General features: G+C 71.8%; 21 protein-coding genes and 1 tRNA gene. 17 read left to right on the top strand and 5 right to left on the bottom strand.

From position 1 onward, the window contains the following. The first annotated feature begins 125 nt into the window (after positions 1 to 125). Together ITJ55_RS05050 and recR are read left to right on the top strand one after the other, a co-directional pair. Positions 126 to 2609 carry a DNA polymerase III subunit gamma and tau gene (locus ITJ55_RS05050; protein ID WP_194594344.1) on the top strand — a complete coding sequence of 828 codons (2484 nt, stop codon included), beginning with the start codon at positions 126 to 128 and terminating at the stop codon, positions 2607 to 2609. A gap of 3 nt (positions 2610 to 2612) precedes the next feature. Beyond that, on the top strand, positions 2613 to 3212 hold the full coding sequence (gene recR / locus ITJ55_RS05045) for a recombination mediator RecR (protein WP_043595550.1): 600 nt from the start codon (positions 2613 to 2615) through the stop codon (positions 3210 to 3212). A 39-nt stretch (positions 3213 to 3251) separates the two neighbouring features. On the opposite strand, the gene ITJ55_RS05040 is transcribed toward recR, so the two are convergent. Next, positions 3252 to 4061 (bottom strand): DUF1206 domain-containing protein, encoded by an 810-nt coding sequence (locus tag ITJ55_RS05040; protein WP_194594343.1) that lies wholly within the window; start codon positions 4059 to 4061, stop codon positions 3252 to 3254. Between the two features lie 137 nt (positions 4062 to 4198). On the opposite strand from ITJ55_RS05040, the gene ITJ55_RS05035 reads away from it, so the two are divergent. The 8 genes from ITJ55_RS05035 to ITJ55_RS05000 all read left to right on the top strand — a co-directional run bounded on the left by ITJ55_RS05035 (position 4199) and on the right by ITJ55_RS05000 (position 13451). After that, the gene (locus ITJ55_RS05035) at positions 4199 to 5464 is read left to right on the top strand and encodes an aspartate kinase (RefSeq protein ID WP_055971466.1); all 1266 of its coding nucleotides are present in this window, start codon (positions 4199 to 4201) and stop codon (positions 5462 to 5464) included. 108 nt (positions 5465 to 5572) lie between these two features. Continuing rightward, positions 5573 to 6628: an aspartate-semialdehyde dehydrogenase gene (locus ITJ55_RS05030; RefSeq protein WP_194594342.1), complete on the top strand. Its 1056-nt coding sequence runs from the start codon at positions 5573 to 5575 to the stop codon at positions 6626 to 6628. Positions 6629 to 6806: 178 nt separating this feature from the next. Beyond that, positions 6807 to 8234 (top strand): malate:quinone oxidoreductase, encoded by a 1428-nt coding sequence (locus tag ITJ55_RS05025; RefSeq protein ID WP_370544065.1) that lies wholly within the window; start codon positions 6807 to 6809, stop codon positions 8232 to 8234. A 106-nt stretch (positions 8235 to 8340) separates the two neighbouring features. After that, positions 8341 to 9522 (top strand): Rv2578c family radical SAM protein, encoded by a 1182-nt coding sequence (locus tag ITJ55_RS05020; RefSeq protein WP_194594340.1) that lies wholly within the window; start codon positions 8341 to 8343, stop codon positions 9520 to 9522. Positions 9523 to 9699: 177 nt separating this feature from the next. Continuing rightward, a complete protein-coding gene (locus tag ITJ55_RS05015) occupies positions 9700 to 10941 on the top strand; it encodes a sensor histidine kinase (protein ID WP_194594339.1) in 1242 nt (413 codons plus the stop codon). Further along, complete coding sequence (locus tag ITJ55_RS05010; RefSeq protein WP_194594338.1) at positions 10938 to 12110, top strand: hypothetical protein; 1173 nt, start codon at positions 10938 to 10940, stop codon at positions 12108 to 12110. Before ITJ55_RS05015 ends, ITJ55_RS05010 begins: the two co-directional genes overlap by 4 nt. Further along, entirely contained in the window at positions 12097 to 12846 is a 750-nt protein-coding gene (locus ITJ55_RS05005; RefSeq protein ID WP_082486345.1) for a response regulator, read from the top strand. Before ITJ55_RS05010 ends, ITJ55_RS05005 begins: the two co-directional genes overlap by 14 nt. After that, entirely contained in the window at positions 12846 to 13451 is a 606-nt protein-coding gene (locus tag ITJ55_RS05000; RefSeq protein ID WP_194594337.1) for a thymidine kinase, read from the top strand. Before ITJ55_RS05005 ends, ITJ55_RS05000 begins: the two co-directional genes overlap by 1 nt. Positions 13452 to 13727: 276 nt before the next feature. On the opposite strand, the gene ITJ55_RS04995 is transcribed toward ITJ55_RS05000, so the two are convergent. From ITJ55_RS04995 to ITJ55_RS04985, 3 genes are all read right to left on the bottom strand, one after another. After that, positions 13728 to 13801, bottom strand: a tRNA-Pro gene (locus ITJ55_RS04995). A 78-nt stretch (positions 13802 to 13879) separates the two neighbouring features. Continuing rightward, complete coding sequence (locus ITJ55_RS04990; RefSeq protein ID WP_370544018.1) at positions 13880 to 14800, bottom strand: metallophosphoesterase; 921 nt, start codon at positions 14798 to 14800, stop codon at positions 13880 to 13882. 44 nt (positions 14801 to 14844) lie between these two features. Further along, positions 14845 to 17406 (bottom strand): transglycosylase domain-containing protein, encoded by a 2562-nt coding sequence (locus ITJ55_RS04985; RefSeq protein WP_194594335.1) that lies wholly within the window; start codon positions 17404 to 17406, stop codon positions 14845 to 14847. Positions 17407 to 17456: 50 nt separating this feature from the next. On the opposite strand from ITJ55_RS04985, the gene ITJ55_RS04980 reads away from it, so the two are divergent. Both ITJ55_RS04980 and ITJ55_RS04975 read left to right on the top strand, forming a co-directional pair. Next, on the top strand, positions 17457 to 17615 hold the full coding sequence (locus ITJ55_RS04980) for a hypothetical protein (RefSeq protein ID WP_167599048.1): 159 nt from the start codon (positions 17457 to 17459) through the stop codon (positions 17613 to 17615). Continuing rightward, the gene (locus ITJ55_RS04975; RefSeq protein WP_056257671.1) at positions 17615 to 18085 is read left to right on the top strand and encodes a RidA family protein; all 471 of its coding nucleotides are present in this window, start codon (positions 17615 to 17617) and stop codon (positions 18083 to 18085) included. Before ITJ55_RS04980 ends, ITJ55_RS04975 begins: the two co-directional genes overlap by 1 nt. Positions 18086 to 18172: 87 nt before the next feature. On the opposite strand, the gene acs is transcribed toward ITJ55_RS04975, so the two are convergent. Next, positions 18173 to 20125 (bottom strand): acetate--CoA ligase, encoded by a 1953-nt coding sequence (gene acs, locus ITJ55_RS04970; protein ID WP_194594334.1) that lies wholly within the window; start codon positions 20123 to 20125, stop codon positions 18173 to 18175. 369 nt (positions 20126 to 20494) lie between these two features. On the opposite strand from acs, the gene ITJ55_RS04965 reads away from it, so the two are divergent. The 5 genes from ITJ55_RS04965 to ITJ55_RS04945 all read left to right on the top strand — a co-directional run bounded on the left by ITJ55_RS04965 (position 20495) and on the right by ITJ55_RS04945 (position 23809). Then, positions 20495 to 21589 (top strand): TadA family conjugal transfer-associated ATPase, encoded by a 1095-nt coding sequence (locus ITJ55_RS04965; protein WP_194594333.1) that lies wholly within the window; start codon positions 20495 to 20497, stop codon positions 21587 to 21589. After that, positions 21582 to 22685 (top strand): type II secretion system F family protein, encoded by a 1104-nt coding sequence (locus ITJ55_RS04960; RefSeq protein WP_194594332.1) that lies wholly within the window; start codon positions 21582 to 21584, stop codon positions 22683 to 22685. The genes ITJ55_RS04965 and ITJ55_RS04960 overlap by 8 nt, the downstream gene beginning before the upstream one ends. A gap of 103 nt (positions 22686 to 22788) precedes the next feature. Next, positions 22789 to 23046, top strand: a complete 258-nt coding sequence (locus tag ITJ55_RS04955; protein WP_194594331.1) for a DUF4244 domain-containing protein — start codon at positions 22789 to 22791, stop codon at positions 23044 to 23046. After that, positions 23043 to 23432, top strand: coding sequence for a TadE family type IV pilus minor pilin (locus ITJ55_RS04950; protein WP_194594330.1), 390 nt, complete (start codon positions 23043 to 23045; stop codon positions 23430 to 23432). The genes ITJ55_RS04955 and ITJ55_RS04950 overlap by 4 nt, the downstream gene beginning before the upstream one ends. Further along, positions 23429 to 23809 (top strand): Rv3654c family TadE-like protein, encoded by a 381-nt coding sequence (locus ITJ55_RS04945; protein ID WP_194594329.1) that lies wholly within the window; start codon positions 23429 to 23431, stop codon positions 23807 to 23809. Before ITJ55_RS04950 ends, ITJ55_RS04945 begins: the two co-directional genes overlap by 4 nt. The last annotated feature ends 153 nt before the right edge of the window (positions 23810 to 23962 follow it).

The raw sequence follows: 23962 nt of genomic DNA, 5'->3' as shown, positions 1-23962 counted from the left end.
GAGCCGCACCCGGGGGCCCGTCGTCACGACGGGCCCCCTCGTGCGTCCCGGGGCCGCCGTCCGGGGCTGCTCGACGGTGACCCGGACCGTCGACCGTTGTCGGTGGCCCCGACTACTCTTGGTCCGTGGTCACCGCCCTGTATCGCCGTTACCGGCCAGAGAACTTCTCCGAGCTCATCGGGCAGACGCAGGTGACCGATCCGCTGCGCACCGCCCTGCGGACGAACCGGGTCAACCACGCCTACCTGTTCAGCGGCCCCCGCGGCTGCGGCAAGACGACGTCGGCCCGCATCCTGGCCCGCTGCCTGAACTGCGCCCAGGGCCCCACCGACACCCCGTGCGGCGTGTGCGCGTCGTGCGTCGAGCTCGCGCGCGACGGTGGCGGGTCGCTCGACGTCATCGAGATCGACGCCGCCAGCCACAACGGTGTCGACGACGCCCGAGACATCCGTGATCGTGCCGTCTTCGCCCCGGCTCGCGACCGGTTCAAGATCTTCATCCTCGACGAGGCCCACATGGTCACCCCGCAGGGCTTCAACGCCCTGCTCAAGGTCGTCGAAGAGCCGCCCGAGCACGTCAAGTTCATCTTCGCCACGACCGAGCCCGACAAGGTGATCGGCACGATCCGGTCGCGCACGCACCACTACCCGTTCCGGCTCGTGCCCCCGGCCCAGATGCTCGAGTACGTCCACGAGCTCTGCGAGAGCGAGTCGGTCGAGGCGGCCCCCGGCGTGCTCCCGCTCGTCGTCCGGGCCGGCGGCGGCTCGGTGCGCGACACCCTGTCGCTGCTCGACCAGCTGATGGCCGGCAGCGAGAACGGGGCCATCGAGTACGAACGTGCCGTCGCCCTGCTCGGCTACACGCACGCCTCCCTGCTCGACGACGTCGTCGAGGCGCTCGGTGCCCGCGACGGCGCGGCGGCGTTCGCGGCCGTCGACCGGGTCGTCCAGACCGGCCAAGACCCCCGTCGGTTCGTCGAAGACCTGCTCGAGCGCCTGCGAGACCTCATCGTCGTCGGTGCGACCGTCGAGGGCGCCTCGGCCGTCCTCCGCGGTGTGACGGCCGACGAGCTCGACCGCCTCGTGCACCAGTCGCACGCCTTCGGCGCGGCCGAGCTGTCGCGGTCGGCCGACGTCGTCAACCGGGCACTCACCGACATGACCGGCGCCACGTCGCCCCGGCTGCACCTCGAACTGATGATCGCCCGCGTGCTCGTCCCCGAGAGCGACCAGAGCGGACGCGGTGCGCTGGCCCGGGTCGAACGGCTCGAGCGTCGCGTCGGGGTCGACGCATCCGGGTCCGGTTCGGGCTCGGGCTCGGGCTCGCCCGCGACGTCCGCGCCGGCGGCGGGCACCCGCCCCGCCGACGCCCCGCGGTCGTCGGGCCCGTCGACCTCGACGGGTGCCACCCGCGCCTCCGCCCAGGCACCGACCTCCTCGGGTGCGCCTGCCTCGCCGTCCCCCGTCGAGGCCACCCCCTCGACCGAGGCGGCCGGCGGGCCGTCGGCGGTCGAGAGCGCGACGGCGTCGTGGGCGTCGGCTGCCCCGGCGACGACCGCCGAGGCCGGGGGCACGTCGACGACCGAACCCGCGCCTCCGTCGGCACCGCACTCGGCCGCGTGGGCGCAGACCGCCGAGGCCGAGCGGCCCGCGGGCTCGGCCGCAGCACCGGTGACGCTCCAGCAGCTCCGCGACAGCTGGCCCGAGATCGTCGAGGTCGTCCAGAAGGCGCGGCGCACCGCCTGGATGGTCGTCGTCACGGCCACGGTCGTCGACTTCGCCGACGACGTGCTGACGCTGGCCTTCCCGAGTGCCAACGACGTCGAGAGCTTCAAGCGTCCCCAGGGTGCGGCCGAGGGCGTCAGCGAGTACCTGCGACGGGCCATCGTCGACGTGCTCGGCGTCAAGGTCAAGTACATCGCCCGCGTCGAGGGCGACGGGCCCGCGGGGCCCACCCCGGCGGGGGCTCCCGTGGCCGAGACGTCGACCCCGACCTCGACGACCGGCGAACGGCAGGTCACAGAAGCCGAGCCCGCGGCCGCATCTGCTGCCGCCGCGGCACCTGCTGCCACCGCGGCACCTGCCGCCGCCGCCGCGCCCAGCCCTGCGGCGACGCCCCCCGCCGCGGCACCCGCCGCAGCCGCCGAGCCTGCTGCCCGCTCGACGTCGACCCGCCCGTCCGGTGCCTCGGCACCCTCTCCCGAGGCGACCTCGAGCCGGCGTCCGGCCGGCTCGGCGCCGGTCACCGGGTGGGACGTCGCACCGATCCCGCAGAGCGCGCCGCCCGAGCCCGACGAACCCGAGCACATCACCGAAGAGCCGCCCGGTGGGGTGCCGACCGTCGACGCCGCGCCCCCGCCCGCCGAGGCCGTCGGCACCCCGGTGGTGCGGCCCGCGGGCACTCCCTCCCCGACGACGTCGACGCCCGCGACCCCGTCCGCCTCGGCCGGCCCGTCCGTGGCCGAGCGCCGTGCGGCGACCGGCGACCCCCGCCGCGGCATCCCCACCGGGTCCCGCTACGGCGAGGCAGTCGTCCGCGAGATCCTCGGGGCCCAGTTCATCGAAGAAGAGACGATCGCCCCCCGGGTCACGCCTCAGAGAAGCGAGTAGCGCGTGTACGAAGGCATCGTCCAAGAGCTGATCGACGAGTTCGGTCGCCTGCCGGGCATCGGGCCGAAGTCGGCGCAGCGCATCGCGTTCCACATCGTGCAGAACGAGTCGTTCGACACGTCGCGGCTCGCCGAGCTGCTGGTCGACGTCAAGACCAAGGTGCGTTTCTGCGAGATCTGCGGCAACGTCAGCGAACAAGAGACCTGCAACATCTGCCGCGACCCGCGCCGCTCGCCCGCCACCATCTGCGTGGTCGAAGAGGCGAAAGACGTCCAGGCGATCGAGCGCACCCGCGAGTTCCGCGGGCTGTACCACGTGCTCGGCGGGGCGATCAGCCCCATCGACGGCATCGGGCCCGACGACCTGCGCATCCGTCAGCTGGTCCAGCGTCTGGCCGACGACACCGTCCAAGAGGTCATCATCGCCACCGACCCCAACCTCGAGGGCGAGGCGACGGCGACCTACCTGTCGCGGATGCTCGCGCCCTTCGGGTTGCGCGTCACCCGCCTCGCCTCGGGCCTGCCCGTCGGCGGCGACCTCGAGTACGCCGACGAGGTCACGCTCGGCCGGGCCTTCGAGGGCCGCCGGCTCGTCTCCGAATGACGACCCGCGCCTCCTGGGCCCACCGGGGTCGCTGACCGGTCAGAGGCGGGCGCGACGCGCCCGCACGACGCAGTAGACGCCGTAGGCCATGAGCCCCGCGGCGACGGCGGTCAACACGACCACGCCGAACGGCAGGGCGGCCAGGGCCTTCAGCGCACCGTCGAGCCCCGTGGCCTCACTCGGGTCGGCGGTGACGGCGGCGACCGCGAACAGCACCCCGACGACCGCCAGCGCGACCCCCTTCGCGACGTAGCCGGTCACGCCGAGCGCGATCGTCCCGCGACCGACGGCGCCGCCCGGCAGCACCAGGTCGTCCCGGAACTTCTGCTTCACGCCCTTGACGACGAAGTAGACCCCGATCGCCACGACGGCGAGGGCGACGACGACGAGCAGCACGACGCCGCCGGGCACGGCGAGCAGGCGGGCGCTCAGGGTCTGCGTCTGGTCCGAGCTGTCCGACGACGACCCTCGGGCGAAGGTGAAGGCCGTGAGGCCCACGGCGAGGTAGGCCACGCCCTTGCCGCCCTCCTTCGCGCGGTCGGCCCAGGCGTCCGTGTCGCCCCCTCGGACGAGAGCGGCCTCGAGCAGCTGGAACAGCCCGAGGCCCCAGAGCCCCACGACGATCAGCCACAGCAGGAACACCCCCCCCGGGCGCGAGGCGAACTGCCCGAGGGCCCCGCCCTGGTCGGCCTCGCCGCCGCCGCCGAAGGCCACGCCGAGGGCGATGACGCCGATGACGACGTGCAGCAGCCCGTTCATGGCGAAACCGATGCGGGCCGAGGTCGTGAGTGCGCGGCTGTCCTGCAGGCGGTCGGCCGCGCCGCGGGCCTGGTCGGTGGTGTCGGGCATCGCTCCACCGTAGGGGAGCGGCGACGACGACGCCCCGCGACCCGACGTGCGTCACACGCCCTCGACACCGAATAGAATCGCCGGACGCAGGCGTGAGCCGGTCTCCGGCGCGCCCAGTTCCCCCTCCAGGAGTCACCGTGAGCTTGATCGTGCAGAAATTCGGCGGGTCGTCCGTCGCCGATGCCGAGAGCATCAAGCGCGTCGCCAAGCGCATCGTCGAGACGCGCAAGGCGGGCAACGACGTCGTCGTTGCCGTCAGCGCCATGGGCGACACCACCGACGAGCTGCTCGACCTGGCCAACGAGGTCAGCCCGCTGCCCGGCGGTCGCGAACTCGACATGCTGCTCACGGCGGGCGAACGCATCAGCATGGCCCTGCTGGCCATGGCGATCCGCAGCCTGGGGGTCGAGGCGCGCTCGTACACCGGCAGCCAGGCCGGCATGATCACCGACGCCCAGCACGGCAAGGCCCGCATCGTCGACGTCACGCCCGGTCGGGTGCGCGACGCGCTCGACGCCGGGTACGTCGCCATCGTCGCCGGATTCCAGGGCTTCAACCGGTCCACCGGCGACATCACGACGCTCGGTCGCGGCGGCTCCGACACGACGGCCGTCGCGCTCGCCGCGGCCCTCGACGCCGACGTCTGCGAGATCTACACCGACGTCGACGGCGTGTTCACGGCCGACCCGCGGGTGGTGCCCAAGGCCCGAAAGCTCGACCGCGTCACGAGCGAAGAGATGCTCGAGCTCGCGGCAGCCGGTTCGAAGGTGCTGTACATCCGCGCCGTCGAGTACGCCAGGCGCCACGGCGTCACCCTGCACGTCCGCTCGTCGTTCAACAACAACGAGGGCACGCTCGTCGTCAACCCGAAAGAGGGAGAGAACGTGGAAGAACCCATCATCAGCGGGGTCGCCGGCGACCTCAGCGAGGGCAAGATCACCGTCGTCGGCGTCCCCGACGTGCCCGGCAAGGCCGCGCAGATCTTCCGCACGGTCGCCAAGACCGGCGCCAACATCGACATGATCGTGCAGAACGTCTCGGCCGCCTCGACGAGCCGCACCGACATCTCGTTCACCCTGCCGAAGTCCGAGGGCGCCGTCGTGCTCCAGGCCCTCGAGTCCGACCGGGCCGAGATCGGCTTCGAGTCGCTGCAGTACGACGACCAGATCGGCAAGCTCGCCCTCGTCGGAGCCGGCATGCGGACGAACGCCGGCGTCTCGGCGCGACTGTTCACCGCCCTGTTCGAGGCGGGCATCAACATCGAGATGATCTCGACCAGCGAGATCCGCATCTCGGTCGTCACCCGGGCCGACACCCTGAACGACGCCCTGCGCGTCGTGCACACGGCCTTCGGCCTCGACGCCGAGGTCGACGCCGTCGTCCACGGCGGCACCGGCCGCTGACGCGACCCGACCGCCGACCGCAGGAGGCGCGCGCGGTCCGTCACCGCGCCTCCCGACCCTGCCCCGCCGCTTCGAGACACCGCACCACCGAACCCCCAGGAGGACCCCATGGCCGAAGGACTGCGCGTCGGCGTGATCGGCGCGACCGGACAGGTCGGCAAGGTCATGCGCACGTTGCTCGACGAGCGTGACTTCCCCGTGGCCGAGATCCGGTTCTTCGCGACCGCCCGCTCGGCCGGCACGACCCTGCCCTTCCGCGGCGCCGAGATCGTCGTCGAGGACGTCGAGACGGCCGACCCCACCGGGCTCGACATCGCGCTCTTCTCGGCGGGTGCGACGGGCTCGCGGGCCCACGCCCCGCGCTTCGCCGCGGCGGGTGCCCTCGTCATCGACAACTCGAGCGCCTGGCGCATGGACCCCGAGGTGCCGTTGGTCGTCAGCGAGGTCAACCCGCACGCCCTCGACCAGGCGGTCAAGGGCATCGTCGCCAACCCGAACTGCACGACGATGGCGGCCATGCCCGTGCTGAAGGTGCTCGACGCCGAGGCGACCTTGCAGCGGTTGATCGTCAGCACCTACCAAGCCGTGTCGGGCAGCGGCCTCGCCGGCGCGGACGAGCTGCTGCAGCAGACCCGGGCCGCGATCGCCGGCGACACCATCGGCCTCGTGCACGACGGCCACGCCGTCGAGCTGCCCGAACCCGTGACGTACGTCCGCCCCATCGCCTTCGACGTGATCCCGCTCGCGGGCTCGATCGTCGACGACGGCACCCGAGAGACCGACGAAGAGAAGAAGCTGCGCAACGAGAGCCGCAAGATCCTCGAGCGTCCCGACCTGCTGGTCAGCGGCACCTGCGTGCGCGTCCCGGTGTTCACCGGCCACTCGCTCTCGATCAACGCCGAGTTCGCCTCCGACATCACGGTCGAGCGGGCCGAAGAGCTGTTGCGCGACGCCCCCGGGGTCGTGCTGACCGACGTGCCGACGCCGCTCGAGGCGGCCGGCGCCGACCCGAGCTTCGTCGGCCGCATCCGTCACGACGAGGGCGTCCCCGGCCACCGGGGGCTGGCGTTCTTCATCAGCAACGACAACCTGCGCAAGGGTGCGGCGCTGAACGCCGTGCAGATCGCCGAGCTCGTCGCCGCGAAACGCTCCGCCGCCGTCTGAGACGCTCCGACGGGGGTGGACCGGGGCGTCGACGACGTCACCGGGTCTCTCGATGTCGAGAAACCCCGGGTCCGTCCCGGGTCGGGCACCCGGGGCCCGGGCGGGGCCCAGGCCTAGACTGACCTCCGTGACTGAAGCGAAGAAGCCCGTCGACGTAGCCCTCATCGGGGCCGGCATCATGAGTGCCACCCTCGGTGCCATGATCAAGCAGCTCGAGCCGAGCTGGACGATCGAGATCTACGAGGCCCTGGGCGACGTGGCCCTCGAGTCGAGCAACCCCTGGAACAACGCGGGCACAGGCCACTCGGCCCTCTGCGAGCTCAACTACACGCCCGAGCGGGCCGACGGCACGATCGACACCTCGAGCGCCGTCAAGGTCAACGAGCAGTTCCAGGTGTCCCGCCAGTTCTGGTCGTTCCTCGTGGCCGAGGGCGCCCTGCCCCAGCCCGACGCCTTCATCAACTCGACCCCGCACATGAGCTTCGTCTGGGGCGAGAAGAACGTCGAGTACCTCCGCAAGCGCCACGAGGCGCTGCGCGAGCACCCGCTCTTCCAGGGGCTCGAGTTCAGCACCGACCCGTCCGTCATCCGGTCGTGGGCGCCCGTGCTCATCCCGGGCCGGGCCGAGGGCCAGCCGATCGCCGCGACCCGCATCGCGGCCGGAACCGACGTCGACTTCGGGTCGCTCACGCGCCTCCTCTTCACCTACCTGCAGGGCGAGGGCGCGACCCTCGAGGTCGACCACCGGGTCACCGACCTCACGAAGCTGCGCGACGGCACCTGGCGCGTCGCCCTGCGCGCGACGGGCGGCAGCCCCACGACCGTCGACGCACGCTTCGTGTTCGTCGGTGCCGGGGGCGGGGCCCTGCACCTGTTGCAGAAGTCCGGCATCGACGAGATCAAGGGCTTCGGCGGGTTCCCGGTCAGCGGCGAGTTCTTGCGGTGCGACGACCCGGCCGTCGTCGGCAAGCACCAGGCCAAGGTCTACGGCAAGGCCGCCGTGGGCTCGCCGCCGATGTCGGTGCCGCACCTCGACACGCGCGTGGTCGACGGCCAGGCCAGCCTGATGTTCGGGCCCTACGCCGGGTTCAGCCCGAAGTTCTTGAAGCACGGCTCGATGCTCGACCTCTTCGCCTCCATCCGCCCACACAACCTCTACCCGATGATCCGGGCCGGTCTCGCCAACCTGTCGCTGGTGAAGTACCTCGTGGGCCAGCTCGCCGCGAGCAAGCAGACCAAGTTCGAGTCGCTGCGCGAGTTCATGCCCGACGCCGACCCGAAGGACTGGTACCGCATCACGGCCGGGCAGCGCGTGCAGGTCATCAAGAAGGACGCGAAGAAGGGCGGGGTGCTGCAGTTCGGCACCGAGGTCATCACGGCCGGCGACGGCACCATCGCGGGTCTGCTGGGTGCGTCGCCCGGTGCGTCGACCGCCGTGCCGATCATGCTGACCGTGCTCGAGCGGTGCTTCCCCGACCGCATCGCGGCCTGGAAGCCCCGCCTCAACGCGATGATCCCGACCTACGGCGACGACCTGTCGTCCGACGAGCGTCGTGCGGCCTCGACCATCGGTGCGACGGCGGAGGCCCTCGGCATCCACGCCTGACGCCCTCGGTGGTCGCCTCGCGGTCTACTGGCCGGGCCCGGCCCGGTCGGGCGCGCGCGCGTCGGGCCGGCTTGACCACCGTTCGAACGTGTGTTCGAATGGGCTCATGCGATGGTCCGAGCAAGCGATCGACACCGAGAAGGCGTCGGCCCTGCCCGGCCTGGCGCGCCTGAACAACCTCATCACCTCGGTCACCACGCCCGAGTTCGCGGGGGTGACCTTCCACGAGGTCGTCGCGAAGAGCGCCCTGAACCGCGTCCCGGGCGGTGACTCGGCCCTTCCGTTCGGCTGGACGATCAACCCGTACCGAGGGTGCAGCCACGCCTGCGTCTACTGCTTCGCCCGTCCCACCCACGAGTACCTCGACCTCGACGGCGGCGACGACTTCGACCGGCAGATCGTCGTCAAGGTGAACGTCGCCGAGGTCCTCGCGCGCGAGCTGCACCGTCCGACCTGGCAGCACCACCCGGTCGCCCTCGGCACCAACACCGACCCGTACCAGCGGGCAGAGGGGCGCTACCGGCTCATGCCGGGCATCATCGCGGCGCTCGCCGACTCGGGCACGCCGTTCAGCATCCTCACGAAGGGCACGCTGCTGCGGAACGACCTGCCCCTGCTCGCCGAGGCGGCGCAGCACGTGCCCGTCGACCTGGCCATGTCGATCGCGATCCACGACGACGACCTGCAGCAGTCGGTCGAGCCGGGCACGCCGACGACCGCTGCCCGTCTGGCCACCGTCTCGGCGGCTCGCGACCTCGGGCTGTCGTGCTCGGTGTTCATGATGCCCGTGTTGCCGTACCTGACCGACGGGCTCGACCACCTGCACGCGGCCCTCGCGGCGGTGCGCGACTCCGGCGCGTCGAGCGTCATGTACAGCGCGCTGCACCTCAAGCCCGGCGTCAAAGAGTGGTGGTTCGCCTGGCTCGAACGCGAGCACCCCGAACTCGTCCCGAAGTACCGCTCGCTCTACGCCCAGGGCACCTACGCCCCGACGGGCTACCGCTCCTGGCTGGCGGCCCGCCTGCGTCCGCTGCTGCGCGAGTACGGCCTCGAGAAGGGGCGAGCCGACCCGTCCACCGGGTCGATGCGTTCGGCGGCCCTCGACGACAGCGCGCGCTCGCTGCGGTTGCTGGGACTGAACGGTCGGGGCGCCGGCGCCCACGCCGGGGCCGGCACCGCAACGGGCGGGGGGTCCGACGTGGCCGACACGGAGCGGGCAGGGGCACCTCGGGCGTTGATCGCCTCCGAGCTCCCGGGCGGCGCCCGGACGCAACCGCGGCTCTTCTGAGTCGTCCCGACGGCCATGGCCCGAACCGTCGTCTGTGCCCCGGGTGGGCAGAACGGGGCACAAACGGCGGGCATCGTCCGCCTGCCCGCGTCGACGACCCCACATGTCGGGGTACACGGGTGCCCAGGCTTCTGCCATGATCTCTCCAGACCACGAACGAGCCGATCAGGAGGCCGCATGCTGCTCGGCCTCCCGGCCCACCTCGCCCCGGCGGCCCTCGGCGACTCCGTGTCGAGGGCATGTCACGCCATCGGTGCCACCGTGCTGGTCGCGGCGGCCACCCTCCTGGTCGTGAAGCAGGTGGCGTCGCCGAGCCTCCTGCTCTGGCCGGCGCTCGTCTCGCTCGTCCCGGTGCTCGCGTTGCTCGTCGTCGTCGAGCGCACGAGGTCCACGACGGCCCACCTCGCCTACCTGATCGTCGGCACGGCCTCCCTCTACTGGTACGCCGTCACCCTGTTCGCCCAGGTGTCGTCGGTACAGGCTTCCGACGCGTTCTCGCTGTCGTTGCCGAAGATCGCGCTCGTCATGGTGGGCAGCACGGCCCTCGGCCCTCGTCGCGGGTTGCTCTGGTCGGCGGCGGGGTACGCGGCCGGTGAGCTCGCCACGCAGCTGGCGACCCGGAACACGGGCGCGTCGTTCCGACTCGACGTGACCACGCTGCTCGCCTTCGTCCTCGTCGCGATCGTGTCCGTCCACGGCGAAGCGTCGCGCGGTCGTGCCCGTCGGGCGCAGCCGGGGCTCCACCGGGCGGCGCTCGAGCAGCAGGTGCAGCGGCTGCGCGCCGACGTCGAGGGTCAGGCGGCGGCCCTCGTGCACGACACGATCCTCGGGCACCTGGCGGCGGTGGCCGCCACCGGCCCGGGTCCGCTGAGCGCGCAGGCCGCACGGTCGATCTCCGACGACCTCGAGGTGCTCGTGGGGCGCGACTGGCTGTCGCCGGGCTCCGGAGCCCCGGCCGAGGCGATCGCGGCCGCCGACGGCTGGGAGCGCAGCCGCCTCCACGCCGCCGTCGAGCAGGCACGGGGCGACGGCCTCGACGTCGCCGTGACGGGTGACGTCTCGTCGGTCGGCCGTCTCGACGGCGCCACCGCGGACGCCCTCGGTCTCGCCGTCGCCCAGTGCCTGGTCAACGTGAGCCGACACAGCGGCGTCGACCGTGCCGAGATCGTCGTCTTCGGTGACGGCACCGACCTCACCGTGATGGTCATCGACGACGGCGTCGGGTTCGACCAGGCGTCGGTGGCCCCCGATCGTCTCGGGTTGACGAACTCGGTCGAGGCCCGTCTGGGTCGTGTCGACGGCCACGTGCAGATCTGGTCCTCGCCCGGCAGCGGCACCTCGATCGTGCTGAGGGTCCCCTTCGCCGTCGCGACCCCCACGTCCCTCGGCGTCACGACCGACGACGGGGTGTCCGCGTGACCGCCGGTGCCGCCCCGCGGACGTCGCCTCGCGCCTCCGTCCGGACGCCTCAAGAGGTCGATCCGCTCGGCGCCCTCGCGGCCCGGCCGATCACGGTCGCGGCCGGGGCGACCGCCGTGCTCGTCGCGTCCGTCGGGACCGTGCTCCGCGCCTCCGACGTGTCGACGTCCTGGGCGGCCTGGACGGCGCTGGTGACGGTGGTCGCCGCCGCGATCGTGCTCGTCGTGGCGGCCGACCCGCTGCGGGCGCCGTTCGGGCCACGAGGGGCCTGGTGCGTCGCGGCGGGTTGCGCTGTCGCGTCCGTGCTGTCCGCCGTGGCGACGTCCGGCAGCAACCCCTTCGTCCGCGACGACTGGGCCGGGGCCGTCTCGGGCGTGCTCCTGCTCGGCCTCGCCCCGTACCGACCGGCGCGCGAGATCGCCCTGGTGGGTGCTGTCGTCGCGTTCGTGATCGCGATCGTGGTCGTCGCCGAGTCCCCGGGCTTCGTCACGCCGGTGCCCACCGCGACGTACGTCGTCGTCGCCGTCACGCCGCTGCTGGCACTCGGGGCCGCGTCGGCCGTGTTCTCGGCCGTCTACGTCGGCCACGTCGAGCGGTGGATGACCCGAGCGATCGGGTTCCGACGCGTCAGCACCGACGACCTCGGGGTGACCCTCGCCCGCTCGGTCCAGCAAGATCGCGTCACCGTGCTGAACCGAGAGGTCGTCCCGTTCTTCGCCCGACTGATCGCGGCGGGCAGGGTCGCCGAGGGGGACGCCGACGAGGCGCGGCGCGTGGCGGAGGCCCTCCGCGCCTCCTTGGTGGCGGACGCCGACGCGACGTGGCTGACCCGACGTCTCGACGCCCCCGGTCGGCGGGTGCCGACCGAGGTCGTCGACCCCGATCGGGCGGCAGACCGGCTCGGGCCGGAGCACCGGACGGCGCTCTGGGCGTTCTTCTCTGCGGTGGACGACCCCGCGGTGGTCGACGTGCGCTCGCTGCGGCTCGTGCTCGTCGGTCAGGAGGCGCGGGTCGACATCACGATCGAGCTCGCGGTCGCGTCGTCGGCCACGGTCGCACGTCGGTCGCTCTCGCCCTACCTCACCGTGCTCCGCCTCGTCTCGGGCGACCTCCGCGTCGACCGGTCGACCTCTCTTCTGACACTAAGGTTTTCTTATGACCAGCACTGAGCCGAGCGGCCGCTCGTCCCACCGTCCGGGCTTCGGGAGGCCCGTCGCAGCACCGTCGTGGGCCACCGTCGGCCCGGGGTCCGAGGCGCCTCCGGCTCGACGCGTCCGGCTCGCGATCCTCGACGACCACGAGGTCCTGCTCGACAGCCTCAGCAGCTGGATCAACGTCAACGCGTACGACTTCGACCTCGTGCTGACGGCTCACACCTGGCTCCAGCTGGTCCACAGCGACAACTTCCCGACCGACCTGGTGTTCCTCGACTTCCAGCTGAAAGAGCCCGTGTCGATCGAGGCCAGGGTGCGCACGTGTCGCGCCGCGGGGGCGAAGGTCGTCGTGCTGTCCAGCCTCGACACCCGTGAGTCCCGTGAGAGGGCGCTCGAGGCGGGCGCTTCGGCCTTCCTGTCGAAGACCCTGCCGATGCGCGAGGTGATGGACGCCGCCCGGCAGGTCATGGGCGTCGCTCGCGACAACTCGCCCCAACGCGACTGGCGTCCGCTGCCGGCCGGTGCCGCGAACCAGACCCGCCCGAAGCTCAGCGCGGGCGAGGCCGAGGCGTTCCGCCTCTACGTGTCGGGGTTCAGCACGAACGAGGTCGCGGCCCAGATGAACGTGCAGTACGAGACCGCGAAGACGTTCCTGCGGCGGGTCCGCGAGAAGTACGCCAAGGCGAACCGACCGGCCAGCAAGAAGTCCGAGCTCATCCGTCGGGCCGCCGAAGACGGCTACCTGCAGTAGTGGCCAAGCTCTACTTCCGCTACGGCGCGATGAACAGCGGCAAGAGCACGGCTCTGCTGCAGGCGGCCTACAACTACGAAGAGCGCGGGCAGCGCGTCCTGCTGGCCAAGCCCGGCGTCGACACCAAGGGCGACGACGCGATCGTGTCGCGTCTGGGCGTGACGCGGGCCACGGACGTCACGTTCGCGCCCGACGACGACGTGCGACGGGTCTTCCTCGAGCGGCGCGACTCGGTGCGTGCCGAGACGGGGTCGAGCCTGGCCTGCCTGCTCGTCGACGAGGCACAGTTCCTCGCACCTCATCAGATCGACGACCTGCTCCGCATCGCGATCCTCGACGACGTCCCCGTGCTCGCCTACGGCATCAGGACGGACTTCCGCACCGTGGCCTTCCCGGGCAGTCGCCGTCTGCTCGAGGTGGCGCACTCGCTCGAAGAGCTCAAGACGATCTGCCGCTGTGGCCGCAAGGCGGTGTTCACGGCTCGCACCGTCGGCGATCGGTTCGTGTTCGACGGTGACCAGGTGGCCATCGACGGGCGGGAGGTCACCTACGAGTCCCTCTGTGGTGCCTGCTACCTCGCCGAGTCCGGCGGCCGTCTCGCCTGACCCGTGTCGCCCGCAGGGCGAACCGACGAGCACAGAATGCACAGGCCCCACCCAAAGGTGGAGCCACTTCGTGTCGCCCGAAGGGCGAACCAACGAGCACAGAATGCCCATGTCCCCACCCTGAGGTGGGACCAATCCGTGTCGCCCGAAGGGCGAACCAACAAGCGCAAAATGCAAATGGCCCCACCCAAGGGTGGAGCCATTTCGTGTCGCCCGAAGGGCGAACCAAAGGGGAAATAGAAATTGGCCCCACCCTAAGGTGGGACCAATTTCGTGTCGGGGTAGCGGGATTCGAACCCACGACCTCCTCGTCCCGAACGAGGCGCGCTACCAAGCTGCGCCACACCCCGATGTCTTCGCGTTCTCACGTGAAGCAACCTGACAAGAATAGCCCATGTTCGGGGCTCTTCGTGTCACCGGCCCGAAGGTCAGGCCGTGAGGGTGACGATGACGGCTTCGGGGCGGCAGGAGAACCGCACGGGGGCGTAGATCGACGTGCCGAGGCCGGCCGAGATCTCGAGGTGGGCGGTCTTGCGGGCGTGGCTCCAGGTCGTGAGGCCGCTGACCTTGCTGCGGGGGAGGTCGCAGTTGGTCACCAGGGCCCCGTAGCCGGGCACCTGCACCTGTCCGCCGTGCGTGTGGCCACCGAAGATGACGTCGGCCCCGTTGTTGACGAACGAGTTGAGCACGCGCTGGTAGGGGGCGTGCGTGACGCCGATGCTGATCGGGTCGGGCCCGCCGCGGTCGTCCTGCCAGCCGACGTTCTCGCGGAGGTCGTCGAGGGCGCCGGGGATGCGGTCGAGCCGGTCCCAGCCCCGATGGGCGTCGTTGACGCCGAACAGCTCGAGCCGTGAGCCCCGGAGTTCGAGTGCGCGGGCCGTGTTGTCGAGGTCGAGCCAGCCGAGTTGGTCGGTGAAGAACGACTGCATGCGGTCGACGTCGAGGTCGACCGGGGCGCGATGGATCGTGCTGGGCCCGCCGAAGTAGGTGAAGGGGTTCTTGGGGGTGGGTCCGTAGTAGTCGTTCGAACCGTTCACGAAGACGCCGGGCACGCCTCGGAAGGGCTCGAGCGTGTACTCGAGCGCCGTGTGGGCGTCTTGGTGGCCGATGTTGTCACCGGTGTTGACGACGAGGTCGGGTTCGAGCACGGCGAGGCCGCGGATCCACTCCTGTTTCTCGGACTGCCACGGGGCGAGGTGGAGGTCGGAGAGGTGCAGGATCGTCAGGGTGCGTGAGCCGGGTTCGAGGATGGGCAGCACCTCGTGTCGCACGGTGAAGCGGTTGCGCTCGACGAAGACTCCCCAGGCGAGGGCCCCGAGGCCGACGGCCGCGCCCGCTGCTGCGGTCACGGCCGTCGTCCGGAGGGGGGTGAGCCCGCTGGTCACGCGAGGCCTCACGTGCAGTTGCCCGGGTCGTTGCCGTCTCGGTCGCCGTAGACCGTCAGGCCGATGGCCGAGTCCTTGGCCGCGGACGAGCCGGCGGTGGGGTTCGTCCCGGCCACCTGGCAGGCGTTCTTGCCGTCACCCTGGGTGAAGCCGGCGATCGAGACCTTCGACGTGTCGAAGCCCGACCCGCCGATCGACTTGATCGCGTCCGCGACCTTCTGGCGCGAGACGTCGGGTACCTGGGCGGCACCGCTGCCGTCACTCGTGTAGACCGTCACGGTGGTGCCCTTCGAGACGACCGTGCCCACGGCAGGGTCGGAGCCGATCACCTGGCCGGCCGGCAGTGCGGACGCCTGCGTGCCGCCGTCCTTGAAGGCGAGGGATGTGCTGCGCAGGAGGGCCTGCGCCTCGGAGGCCGAGGTGCCCTGCATGTCGGGCACGGCGACGCCGGAGCCCCGGAGGACCGAACCGGAGGCCTGACCGAAGGCCGTGCCCGGGTACACCGTGTTGTTCACGGACTGGACGGCACGGAAGAACTGCGGCCGGGCGTTGGCGTAGCTGCCCCAGCGGCTCTGGTTCGGTGAGGTGTACGACCGGAGGTTGGCCTTGGGGCCGTCGTAGGTGCCCTGCCAGACCGCGGTGGCGAGCTTGTTGGTCGCACCGATGATCCAGATCTGGTCCTTGTCGTTCGTCGTTCCGGTCTTGCCGATCTCGGGGTACCCGTCGGCCGGCAGGCCGCCGACGGCGGTTCCGTTCCGCCAGAGGCCCTGCATGGCGACCGCTGCGGCGGCGGCGACCTGCGGGTCGAGGGCCTGGGTGCACTCCTGCGGCTGACCGCCGAGGTCGTTGCCGTCCGCGTCCTTGACGTTGTCGACGACGATCGACTTGCAGTAGGTGCCGCCCGAGGCGATGGCGGCGTAGGCCGTCGCCATCGTCAGCGGGGCGATCTCGTTCGTTCCGAGGATGGACGACGGGTTGGCTGTCTGCAGTTCTTCACCGTCGGCGCGGTGGACACCGAGCTTCTGCGCGACCGCCCCGATGTCGGCGAGGTCGAGCTTCTGGGCCATCGCCATGTAGGCGGTGTTGATCGACTGGGCCGTGGCCGTCGCGACCGAGACGGTGCCCGGGTTGCCCCCGTTGTCGTTCTTGGGATCGTAGCCCTTGACCTTCTCGCCGTTCCAGGTCATCGGGGTGAAGGTGCGGGGCGTCGCGTTGACCGACTCCGAGATGCCGTGACCCTTCTCGAGCCAGTCGAGCAGGGTGAAGGGCTTGTAGGTCGAACCCGTCGAGAACCCCTTCGACCCGCCGTAGTCGCGGTCGGTGCTGAAGTTGACCGAGGTCTGGGTCGGGTCGGTGCCCGACACCTCGGAGAAGGTGGTGTTCTGGGCCATGACGATCACGCGACCGGTGCCGGCCTCGACCGAGTTGACGACGCTGCCGAGCTTGAAGCGCGACTCCTTGGCCGGCGCGAAGGTGTCGACCTGGGCCTTGGCGTTCGCCGTCAGGTCGAGGTTCAGCGTCGTGTAGACCTCGTAGCCGCCGTTGCGCCAGTTGGCCTCGCGCTCTTCGGGGCTCGAGCCGAGCACGGCCAGGTTCTTGATGTTCTTCTTCACGTAGTCGCAGAAGTACTGGGCGCCCGAGGCCGTGACGGCTCCGCAGCCCTGGGTCGGCGGGGTCAACACGACGTAGCTGGCGACGGGGGTCGAGAGCGCGAGGGCAGCGGTCGGCTGGTCGATGTCCTTCTCGGCGTACATCGACTTGATGATGACGTCGCGGCGGGCGGTGTTGGCGTCGTACTTGTCGGGCGACGACATGTTGCGCGAGTCGGGGTACTGGACGATCGCGATGAGGCTCGCCGCCTCGGCCACCGTGAGGTCGGACGCGGCCTTGTTGTAGTAGTGCTGCGCGGCGGCCTGCACCCCGTAGGTCTGGTCACCGAAGTAGGCGATGTTGAGGTAGGCCAGCAGGATGTCGTCCTTGCTGTACTTCTTCTCGAGCCCGATGGCGAACTTCATCTCTTCTAGCTTGCGGTCGAGGGTGGTCGTCGTCGCCTCCTTGTAGGCGGCGTCGCGCTCTTCCTGGGTCGGCAGCTGCTGGGACTGGGCGATGCGGATGTTGCGCACGAGCTGCATCGTCAGGGTCGAGCCACCACCGCTGGCGCCGAGTTCACCGGCACCCGCCGATCCGACGGCCGCGCGGACCAGCGACGTGACGTCGACGCCCCCGTGCTCGTAGAAGCGGCGGTCCTCACCGGCGACCACGGCCGTCTTGAGGTTCTCGCTGACCTCGTCCCACTTGAGCTCGACGCGGTTCTCGCTGTAGAGCGTCGCGAAGGGGACCTGCTGCCCGCCCTGGGTCGCGTACAGCGTGTTGCGCTGCTGCAGCTTGCCGATCTCGATGTACTCGGGGATCGACTCGAAGACGCCGATCGAGCTCGAGGCCGTCATGCCGGCGACCGCGATGGCCGGCGTCACGCCGATGGTCACCAGGAGGCCGGCCAGGACGCTGAAGCCGACGAATCCGAAGAGTGCCCCGATGGCGGACGTGGGCTTCGATTTTTGGGCAGACATAGGATCAGGGTAAGCGACATCGCCGAATTTCAAGCTGAACGGAAGCCGAAATGGTCCTTTGGGAGTACACGACGACGCCCCTGCTGGTGCACAACAGCACGGCGATCCTCAACAACTGGGGCTCCGACGGGTGGGAGCTCGTCCAGGTGACCCAGGGCCCCGAGGGCGGTCCCGTCGCGTGGCTCAAGCGCCCCCGCCAGGACGCCTGATGGGCACGGTCGACGACCGCCTGGCCGAACTGGGTCTCGTCCTCCCGCCGGTCGCGGCGCCCGCGGGCTCGTACCTGCCGGCCCTCCGCAGTGGGTCGCTCGTCTTCACCGCGGGGCAGTTGCCCTTCGTCGACGGTCAGTTGCCCTCCACGGGCAAGGTGGGCGAGGGCCACGGCCTCGTCGAACCCGCCGACGCCCAGGCGCTCGCGGCGACCTGCGTCCTGAACGGCCTCGCGGCGGCGGCGACCGTGCTCGACTCGCTCGACGACGTCGTGCGCGTCGTGAAGCTGACCGGCTTCGTCGCCTCCGACCCCGACTTCTCGGGTCAGCCCGGCGTGATCAACGGTGCCTCCGACCTCCTCGGCCAGATCTTCGGCGAGGCCGGGCGTCACGCCCGCAGCGCCGTCGGGGTGGCGGTGCTGCCGCTCGACTCGCCCGTCGAGGTCGAACTCGTCCTCGAGGTCCGCTGACGCGCCTCCTCGTCCTGACGCATCGGCGGCCCGTCCTCGACCAGAGGAGGGGCCGCCGTCGCGTCGGGCCTCGTGACCGAGCCGGGGTCAGCGCATCTCGGCCGTGATGACCGACATGACCGAGGTGTCGGCCAGCGTGGTGGTGTCGCCGACCTCGCGGCCCTCGGCGACGTCGCGCAGCAGGCGCCGCATGATCTTGCCCGAGCGCGTCTTCGGCAGCTCGTCGACGAGGACGACGGTGCGCGGCCGGGCGATCGCACCGATCTGGTGGGCGACGTGCGCGCGCAGGGCGGCCACCGCCTCCTCGGGGGTCTGGGTGGTCTTCGCCTTGTTGCGCAGGATGACGAAGGCGACCACCGCCTGACCGGTCGTCTCGTCGGCGGCGCCGACGACCGCGGACTCGGCCACGATGGGGTGCGACACGAGGGCCGACTCGATCTCGGCCGTCGACAGCCGGTGGCCCGAGACGTTCATGACGTCGTCGACGCGGCCGAGCAGCCAGATGTCGCCGTCCGCGTCGCGGCGGGCGCCGTCGCCGGCGAAGTAGCGGTCGCCGAAGCGGCTCCAGTACGTCTCGACGTAGCGGTCGGGGTCACCCCAGATGCCGCGCAGCATCGACGGCCAGGGCTCCGACACGACGAGCAGGCCGCTCTCGCCGTTCGCCACCGGCACTCCGTGGTCGTCGACCACGTCGACCACGACGCCCGGCAGCGGGGTCTGGGCCGACCCGGGCTTGGTGGTCGTCACCCCGGGCAGGGGCGAGATCATCTGCGCGCCCGTCTCGGTCTGCCACCACGTGTCGACGATGGGCGTGCGGCCCGCGCCGATCACCTCGCGGAACCACAGCCAGGCCTCCGGGTTGATCGGCTCGCCGACCGAGCCGAGGAGGCGCAACGACGTCAGGTCGCGGGCGCCGGGGATCTCCCTCCCGGACTTCATGAAGCCCCGGATGGCCGTCGGCGCCGTGTAGAAGATCGTCACGCCGTACTTCTCGACGAGGTCCCACCAGCGGCCGGGGGCGGGGAAGTCCGGCGTGCCCTCGTAGAGCACCTGCGTGGCACCGTTGGCCAGGGGGCCGTAGACGACGTAGCTGTGGCCGGTGATCCAGCCGACGTCGGCGGTGCACCAGTAGACGTCGGTCTCGGGGTGCAGGTCGAAGACGACGGAGTGCGTGTAGGCGACCTGGGTGAGGTAGCCGCCCGAGGTGTGCAGGATGCCCTTGGGCTTGCCGGTCGTGCCGCTCGTGTACAGGATGAACAGCGGGTGCTCGGCCTCGAACGCCTCGGCCACGTGCTCGTCGTCGACGGTCTCGATCGCGTCGTGCCACCAGACGTCGCGGCCGTCCGTCCAGTCGACGTCGTTGCCACCCCGCCGGACCACGAGCACGTGCTCGACCGACAACTCGCCGTCCACCGCGAGGGCTTCGTCCACGGCCGCCTTGAGGGGCGAGACGGCTCCCTTGCGCCAGCCGCCGTCGGCCGTCACGACCAGTCGCGCGCCCGCGTCGTCGATGCGGGCCCGGAGGCTCTCGGCGCTGAACCCACCGAAGACCACCGAGTGCACCGCCCCGATCCGTGCCACGGCCAGCATGGTGACCACGGCCTCGGGGATCTGGGGGAGGTAGACGACGACGCGGTCACCGGACCGGACCCCCAACGACAGCAGGAGGTTCGCGGCGCGCTTCACCTCGCGCGTCAGCTCGGCGTACGTGAGGGAGCGTGCGTCGCCGGGCTCGCCCTCCCAGTGGAGGGCGACGCGCTCGCCGTGACCTGCCTCGACGTGGCGGTCGAGGCAGTTGTAGGCGACGTTGAGCGTGCCGTCGGCGAACCAGCGGGCGAAGGGCGCGTCCGACCAGTCGAGGGTCTCGGTCGGCGTCACGGCCCACGAGAGCCGTTCGCGGGCCTGGTCGGCCCAGAAGGCGAGGCGGTCGGCGGCGGCCCGCTCGGCCAGGTCGGGCCCGGCCACGGCCGTCCTGGCGAAGTCGGCGGGCGGGGCGAAGGTGAGCCCGTCGGGGGTGTGGTCGTCGGTGCCGTCGAGCATCGGAAGTCCTCTCGCGTCGTTGCGTGAACCGCGGCACGGAGCCGCGCGGACGACCTTACTCCGGGGGTCCCAGCGAACAGACGCCTGCGACACGCCCGCGACCCTGACGCCGTCGTGGTGCACGAGGGGTGATCTGGGGTACAGTGGGCGAGTCGGATTCGATTCCGACGTGCGTCGCGCTGATTCCCCCCAATCGCCCGACGCACGTGGCGGCACCGGTTCCCCCCAACCGGTGCCGCCCCTCTCTTTTAACCCGGTCGTCGCCCGGGTGGGGCCTCGCCTCCTCCCCACGCCGTGGTGCGGGCGATCTGTCCCCATCGATGCCCACCGATCTGTCTGTCCTGGGGCGTGCGTGCCTACCGTTTGGGCATGTCCTCTCCGCCCCCTCCGTCCCGGTTCGCAGAGGCCGACCGTCACCCGTCGCTCACCCTCGATCACCCGCCTGCCCGGTTCGTCCTCCGGCCGTCGTCGCCGCGAGATCACGATCGGGGTACAGGTTCACCGATCGGGGTACAGAACCGGTTCACCCGGCAGCAGCGGTCCGCGTTCGGGCCGCTGGCGCGGTTCCTCGACGAGCCCGACGTCACGGACGTCTTCGTGACCGGCGGGGTCGGGGTCTGGGTAGATCGCGGCGGCGGGGCCGAGGCCGAGACGGCGGTCCACCTGTCCGAGGCCTCGGCACGACAGGTGGCCACACGTCTGGTCTCGCTCGGGGGACGGCACGTCGACGAGACGAGTCCGTGCGTGGACGTCCGTCTCGGAGACGGGGTCCGCGTGCACGTGGTCCTCCCGCCGCTGGCCGTCGCGGGCACGGCCCTGTCCATCCGCGTGCCGCGTGCCCAGTCGCCGTCGTTGCTCGATCTCGAGCGGCGGGGGTTCTTCGACGGGGGCGACCTCGACTCGGTGACGCGTTGCGTGACCCGACGGGCCAACGTGCTCGTCAGCGGGTCGGGCGGAGCGGGCAAGACGACCTTCCTCGCGGCGTTGCTCTCCGAGGCACCCGCCTCGGACCGCATCGTGACGATCGAGGACGTCGCCGAGTTGCGACCCCGTCATCCCCACGTCGTGGCGCTCGAGACGCGCCAGCCGAACCTCGAGGGTGCCGGGGGAGTCGACCTGTCCCGCCTCGTCCGCGAGGCGCTGCGCATGCGACCCGACCGACTCGTGGTGGGCGAGGTGAGAGGGCGCGAGATCCGTGACCTGCTCGCGGCCCTGAACACGGGCCACGACGGAGGGGCGGGCACGGTCCACGCCAACGGGCTGGACGACGTGCCCGCACGTCTCGAGGCGCTGGGGGCACTCGCCGGCTTGTCGGTCGACGCCCTGGCCCGCCAGGCCGTCAGCGCGATCGACGCCGTCTTCCACCTCGAGCGCCGCGGCGGCCACCGGAGGCTCGCCGAGATCGGGCACCTGGCCGTCGGCCCCGACGGTCGACTGGTCGCCCGGACGGGGCTGCGTGACTGACCGGCCGGACGCCCCCGGTCGGCGGGGCGGGCCGGCTCGGCGTCCCCCCAGTCACCGTCCCCCGGGCCACCGTCCCCCGAGGCGCCGCCCGGCGAGGCGGGCCCGGACGACGCCGACCCCGGCCGCCGTCGTCGTCGAGCGCCTCGCCGTGCTCGTCGAGGCCGGGGTCGCACCGACTCGCGCCTGGGGCCACGTCGCGTCCGTCGAGCCCGAGGGTCCGATCCGCCGGTTGGCCCTGGCCGTGGCCGCCGGTGGGGCCGACGGCGTCCCGGTGTCGTCCGGTCTCGTCGCCTGGCTCGACGCGGACTCGTTCGTCGGCGTCCCCGAGGCGCTCGAGCACGAGCGGACCTGGCGGCAGGTCGCGTGCGCGTGGCGGGTCGCCGAGACGAGCGGGGCTCCGATGGCCGACTGCCTCCACGCGGTGGTCGGGGCGCTGCGTGCCGCCGACGAGGCCCGACGAGACGTCCGGGTCGCGCTGAGCGGCCCCCGCGCGACGTCCCAGGTGGTGCTCGCGCTCCCCGTCGTGGGTCTGCTCTTCTCCCTGGGGCTGGGCTTCGACACCGGCGCCGTCCTCGTGGGCACCCCGACCGGCTGGGCCTGCCTCGTCGTCGCGGTGGGTCTCGTGACGCTCGCCCGTCGGTGGAACGCGCTCCTCGTCCGGCGCGCACGTCCGTCCCCGCGCGTGCCGGGCCTGCGTCCCGAGCTGCTGGCGGTGGCGTTGTCCGGGGGAGCAGCGTGGTCGTCCGGCCTCGCGGCCGTCGACGAGGCCGTCGCCTCGTGCGGCCTCGGCGAGGTGGCCGACGAACCCCGAGGAGGCGCGGGTGCGGTCGACGAGGCCGCCGACGACGCCGAGCGGCGGCGCTGCGAGGTCGTGCTCGACCTCTCGCGTCGAGCGGGTGCCCCGGCGGGGTCGCTCCTGCGCTCCGAGGCCCGTGAACTGCGGTCGGAGGCCCGCACCGCGGCCCAGACCGCGGCGAGCCGCCTCGGGGTCACCCTCATGCTGCCGCTCGGGGTCTGCATCCTGCCGGCCTTCCTCGTCATCGGGGTCGTCCCGCTGGTCGTCTCACTCGTGTCGTCCACAGCCGGCTCGTGGTGACCGTCGTCCCCAGCAGGAGCCCGCGTCGCCACTCGGCCGACGTGACCCCGACAGGCTCGAACCGTCACCGCAGCGGTGTCGCACCCCTAGAGAGAGGAACACCATGACCCTCAGCACGAATCCGCAGGCCGTCGTCCCCACGGCAGGCCCGACGTCCACCCGGGGCGCCTCGCCGACCCGGCGTCTCGTGACGGTGGCGCAGCGCCTCGCCCGGGCCGACGACGGCGCGGCGACGGCGGAGTACGCGATCGTCATCATGGCCGCCGTAGGCTTCGCCGGCTTGCTCGTGACGATCATGAGGTCGGACGAGGTGCGGGGCGTGTTGTCCGACCTGGTCCGATCGGCCCTGACGGTCGGTTGAGCACCCCCGTGTCGAGCCGGGTCGCCGGGTGCCTCGGTCTCGTCCTCCGGCGCCTCCGTGTCGACGGGGGGAGCGCGACCGTCGAGTTCGCCCTGGTGATGCCGTCCCTCGTCGTGGTGGTCGCGTTCGTCGTGACGAGCCTCGCCGTCACGTCGCAGTCGGTCCGCCTCGCCGACGCCGCAGCCGTCGTCGCCCGGCAGACGGCCCGTGGCGACGGCAGCTCGGTGGGGGCCACCCTCGAGCGACTCGCACCGGGTGCTCGGCTGGTCCGATCCGACGGCTCGGACCTCGTCTGCGTCGACCTCCACCGGGACGTCCGTCTCGGTCCGGTGGGTGGGCCGGTCACCCTGACCTCCCGCAGTTGCGCCCCGACGGCCGGACGATGACCATCCGCCACCGGCTGTCCTGCGACCGCGGCAGCTCGACCGTCGTCCTCGCTGGCGGACTCGTGGCGCTCGCCGTCCTCGGCGTCGTGCTGGTCGGCTCCCACTCCGCGCTGGCCGTCCGGTCACGCGCCGCCGGAGCGGCCGACGCCTCGGCGCTCGCCGCGGCCGACGCCCTGTCGGGCCTGGTCGCGGGCTCACCGTGCGACCGTGCGGCCGCCACGGCGGCCGCGAACGGGGTGGGGGTCTCCGAGTGCCTCGTGACGGGTGCCGAGGTGACGATCGAGGTCGCGACGGCCTTCGGGCCGTTCGACGTCAGGGCCCGGGCGACGGCCGGTCCGCCGCCCGTGCCGGCCCCGCCCGGGGGCCGTGTCCCGTGAAGGGGGCCCGGGCGTCGGGTGTGTATGGTGTGGCTGTCGGCTGCACGGCTCCCGACGTTCCTCGGGGTCGGTGGGAGCGATCGAGCACCCCGTCCTCGCCCTGCAGCCCCTCGCCCGGTCCGTCGGACCGGGTCGCCGCACCACCACCCAAGG

The organism is Frigoribacterium sp. VKM Ac-1396 (genome assembly GCF_015350895.1).
Classification (GTDB): domain Bacteria; phylum Actinomycetota; class Actinomycetes; order Actinomycetales; family Microbacteriaceae; genus Frigoribacterium.
Note: the sequence above shows the minus strand (reverse complement) of the source record. Positions and strands in the feature narration are given on the sequence as shown.

Coding starts and splice junctions, on each gene's coding strand:
- ITJ55_RS04975 (WP_056257671.1), top strand. CDS start 17,615: ATGGGCACGGTCGACGACCGCCTGGCCGAACTGGGTCTCGTCCTCCCG.
- ITJ55_RS05040 (WP_194594343.1), bottom strand. CDS start 4,061: ATGCCCGACACCACCGACCAGGCCCGCGGCGCGGCCGACCGCCTGCAG.
- ITJ55_RS04980 (WP_167599048.1), top strand. CDS start 17,457: ATGGTCCTTTGGGAGTACACGACGACGCCCCTGCTGGTGCACAACAGC.
- ITJ55_RS04985 (WP_194594335.1), bottom strand. CDS start 17,406: ATGTCTGCCCAAAAATCGAAGCCCACGTCCGCCATCGGGGCACTCTTC.
- ITJ55_RS04945 (WP_194594329.1), top strand. CDS start 23,429: ATGACCATCCGCCACCGGCTGTCCTGCGACCGCGGCAGCTCGACCGTC.
- ITJ55_RS05030 (WP_194594342.1), top strand. CDS start 5,573: ATGGCCGAAGGACTGCGCGTCGGCGTGATCGGCGCGACCGGACAGGTC.
- ITJ55_RS04965 (WP_194594333.1), top strand. CDS start 20,495: ATGTCCTCTCCGCCCCCTCCGTCCCGGTTCGCAGAGGCCGACCGTCAC.
- acs (WP_194594334.1), bottom strand. CDS start 20,125: ATGCTCGACGGCACCGACGACCACACCCCCGACGGGCTCACCTTCGCC.
- ITJ55_RS05020 (WP_194594340.1), top strand. CDS start 8,341: ATGCGATGGTCCGAGCAAGCGATCGACACCGAGAAGGCGTCGGCCCTG.
- ITJ55_RS05015 (WP_194594339.1), top strand. CDS start 9,700: ATGCTGCTCGGCCTCCCGGCCCACCTCGCCCCGGCGGCCCTCGGCGAC.
- ITJ55_RS04955 (WP_194594331.1), top strand. CDS start 22,789: ATGACCCTCAGCACGAATCCGCAGGCCGTCGTCCCCACGGCAGGCCCG.
- ITJ55_RS05025 (WP_370544065.1), top strand. CDS start 6,807: ATGAGTGCCACCCTCGGTGCCATGATCAAGCAGCTCGAGCCGAGCTGG.
- ITJ55_RS05005 (WP_082486345.1), top strand. CDS start 12,097: ATGACCAGCACTGAGCCGAGCGGCCGCTCGTCCCACCGTCCGGGCTTC.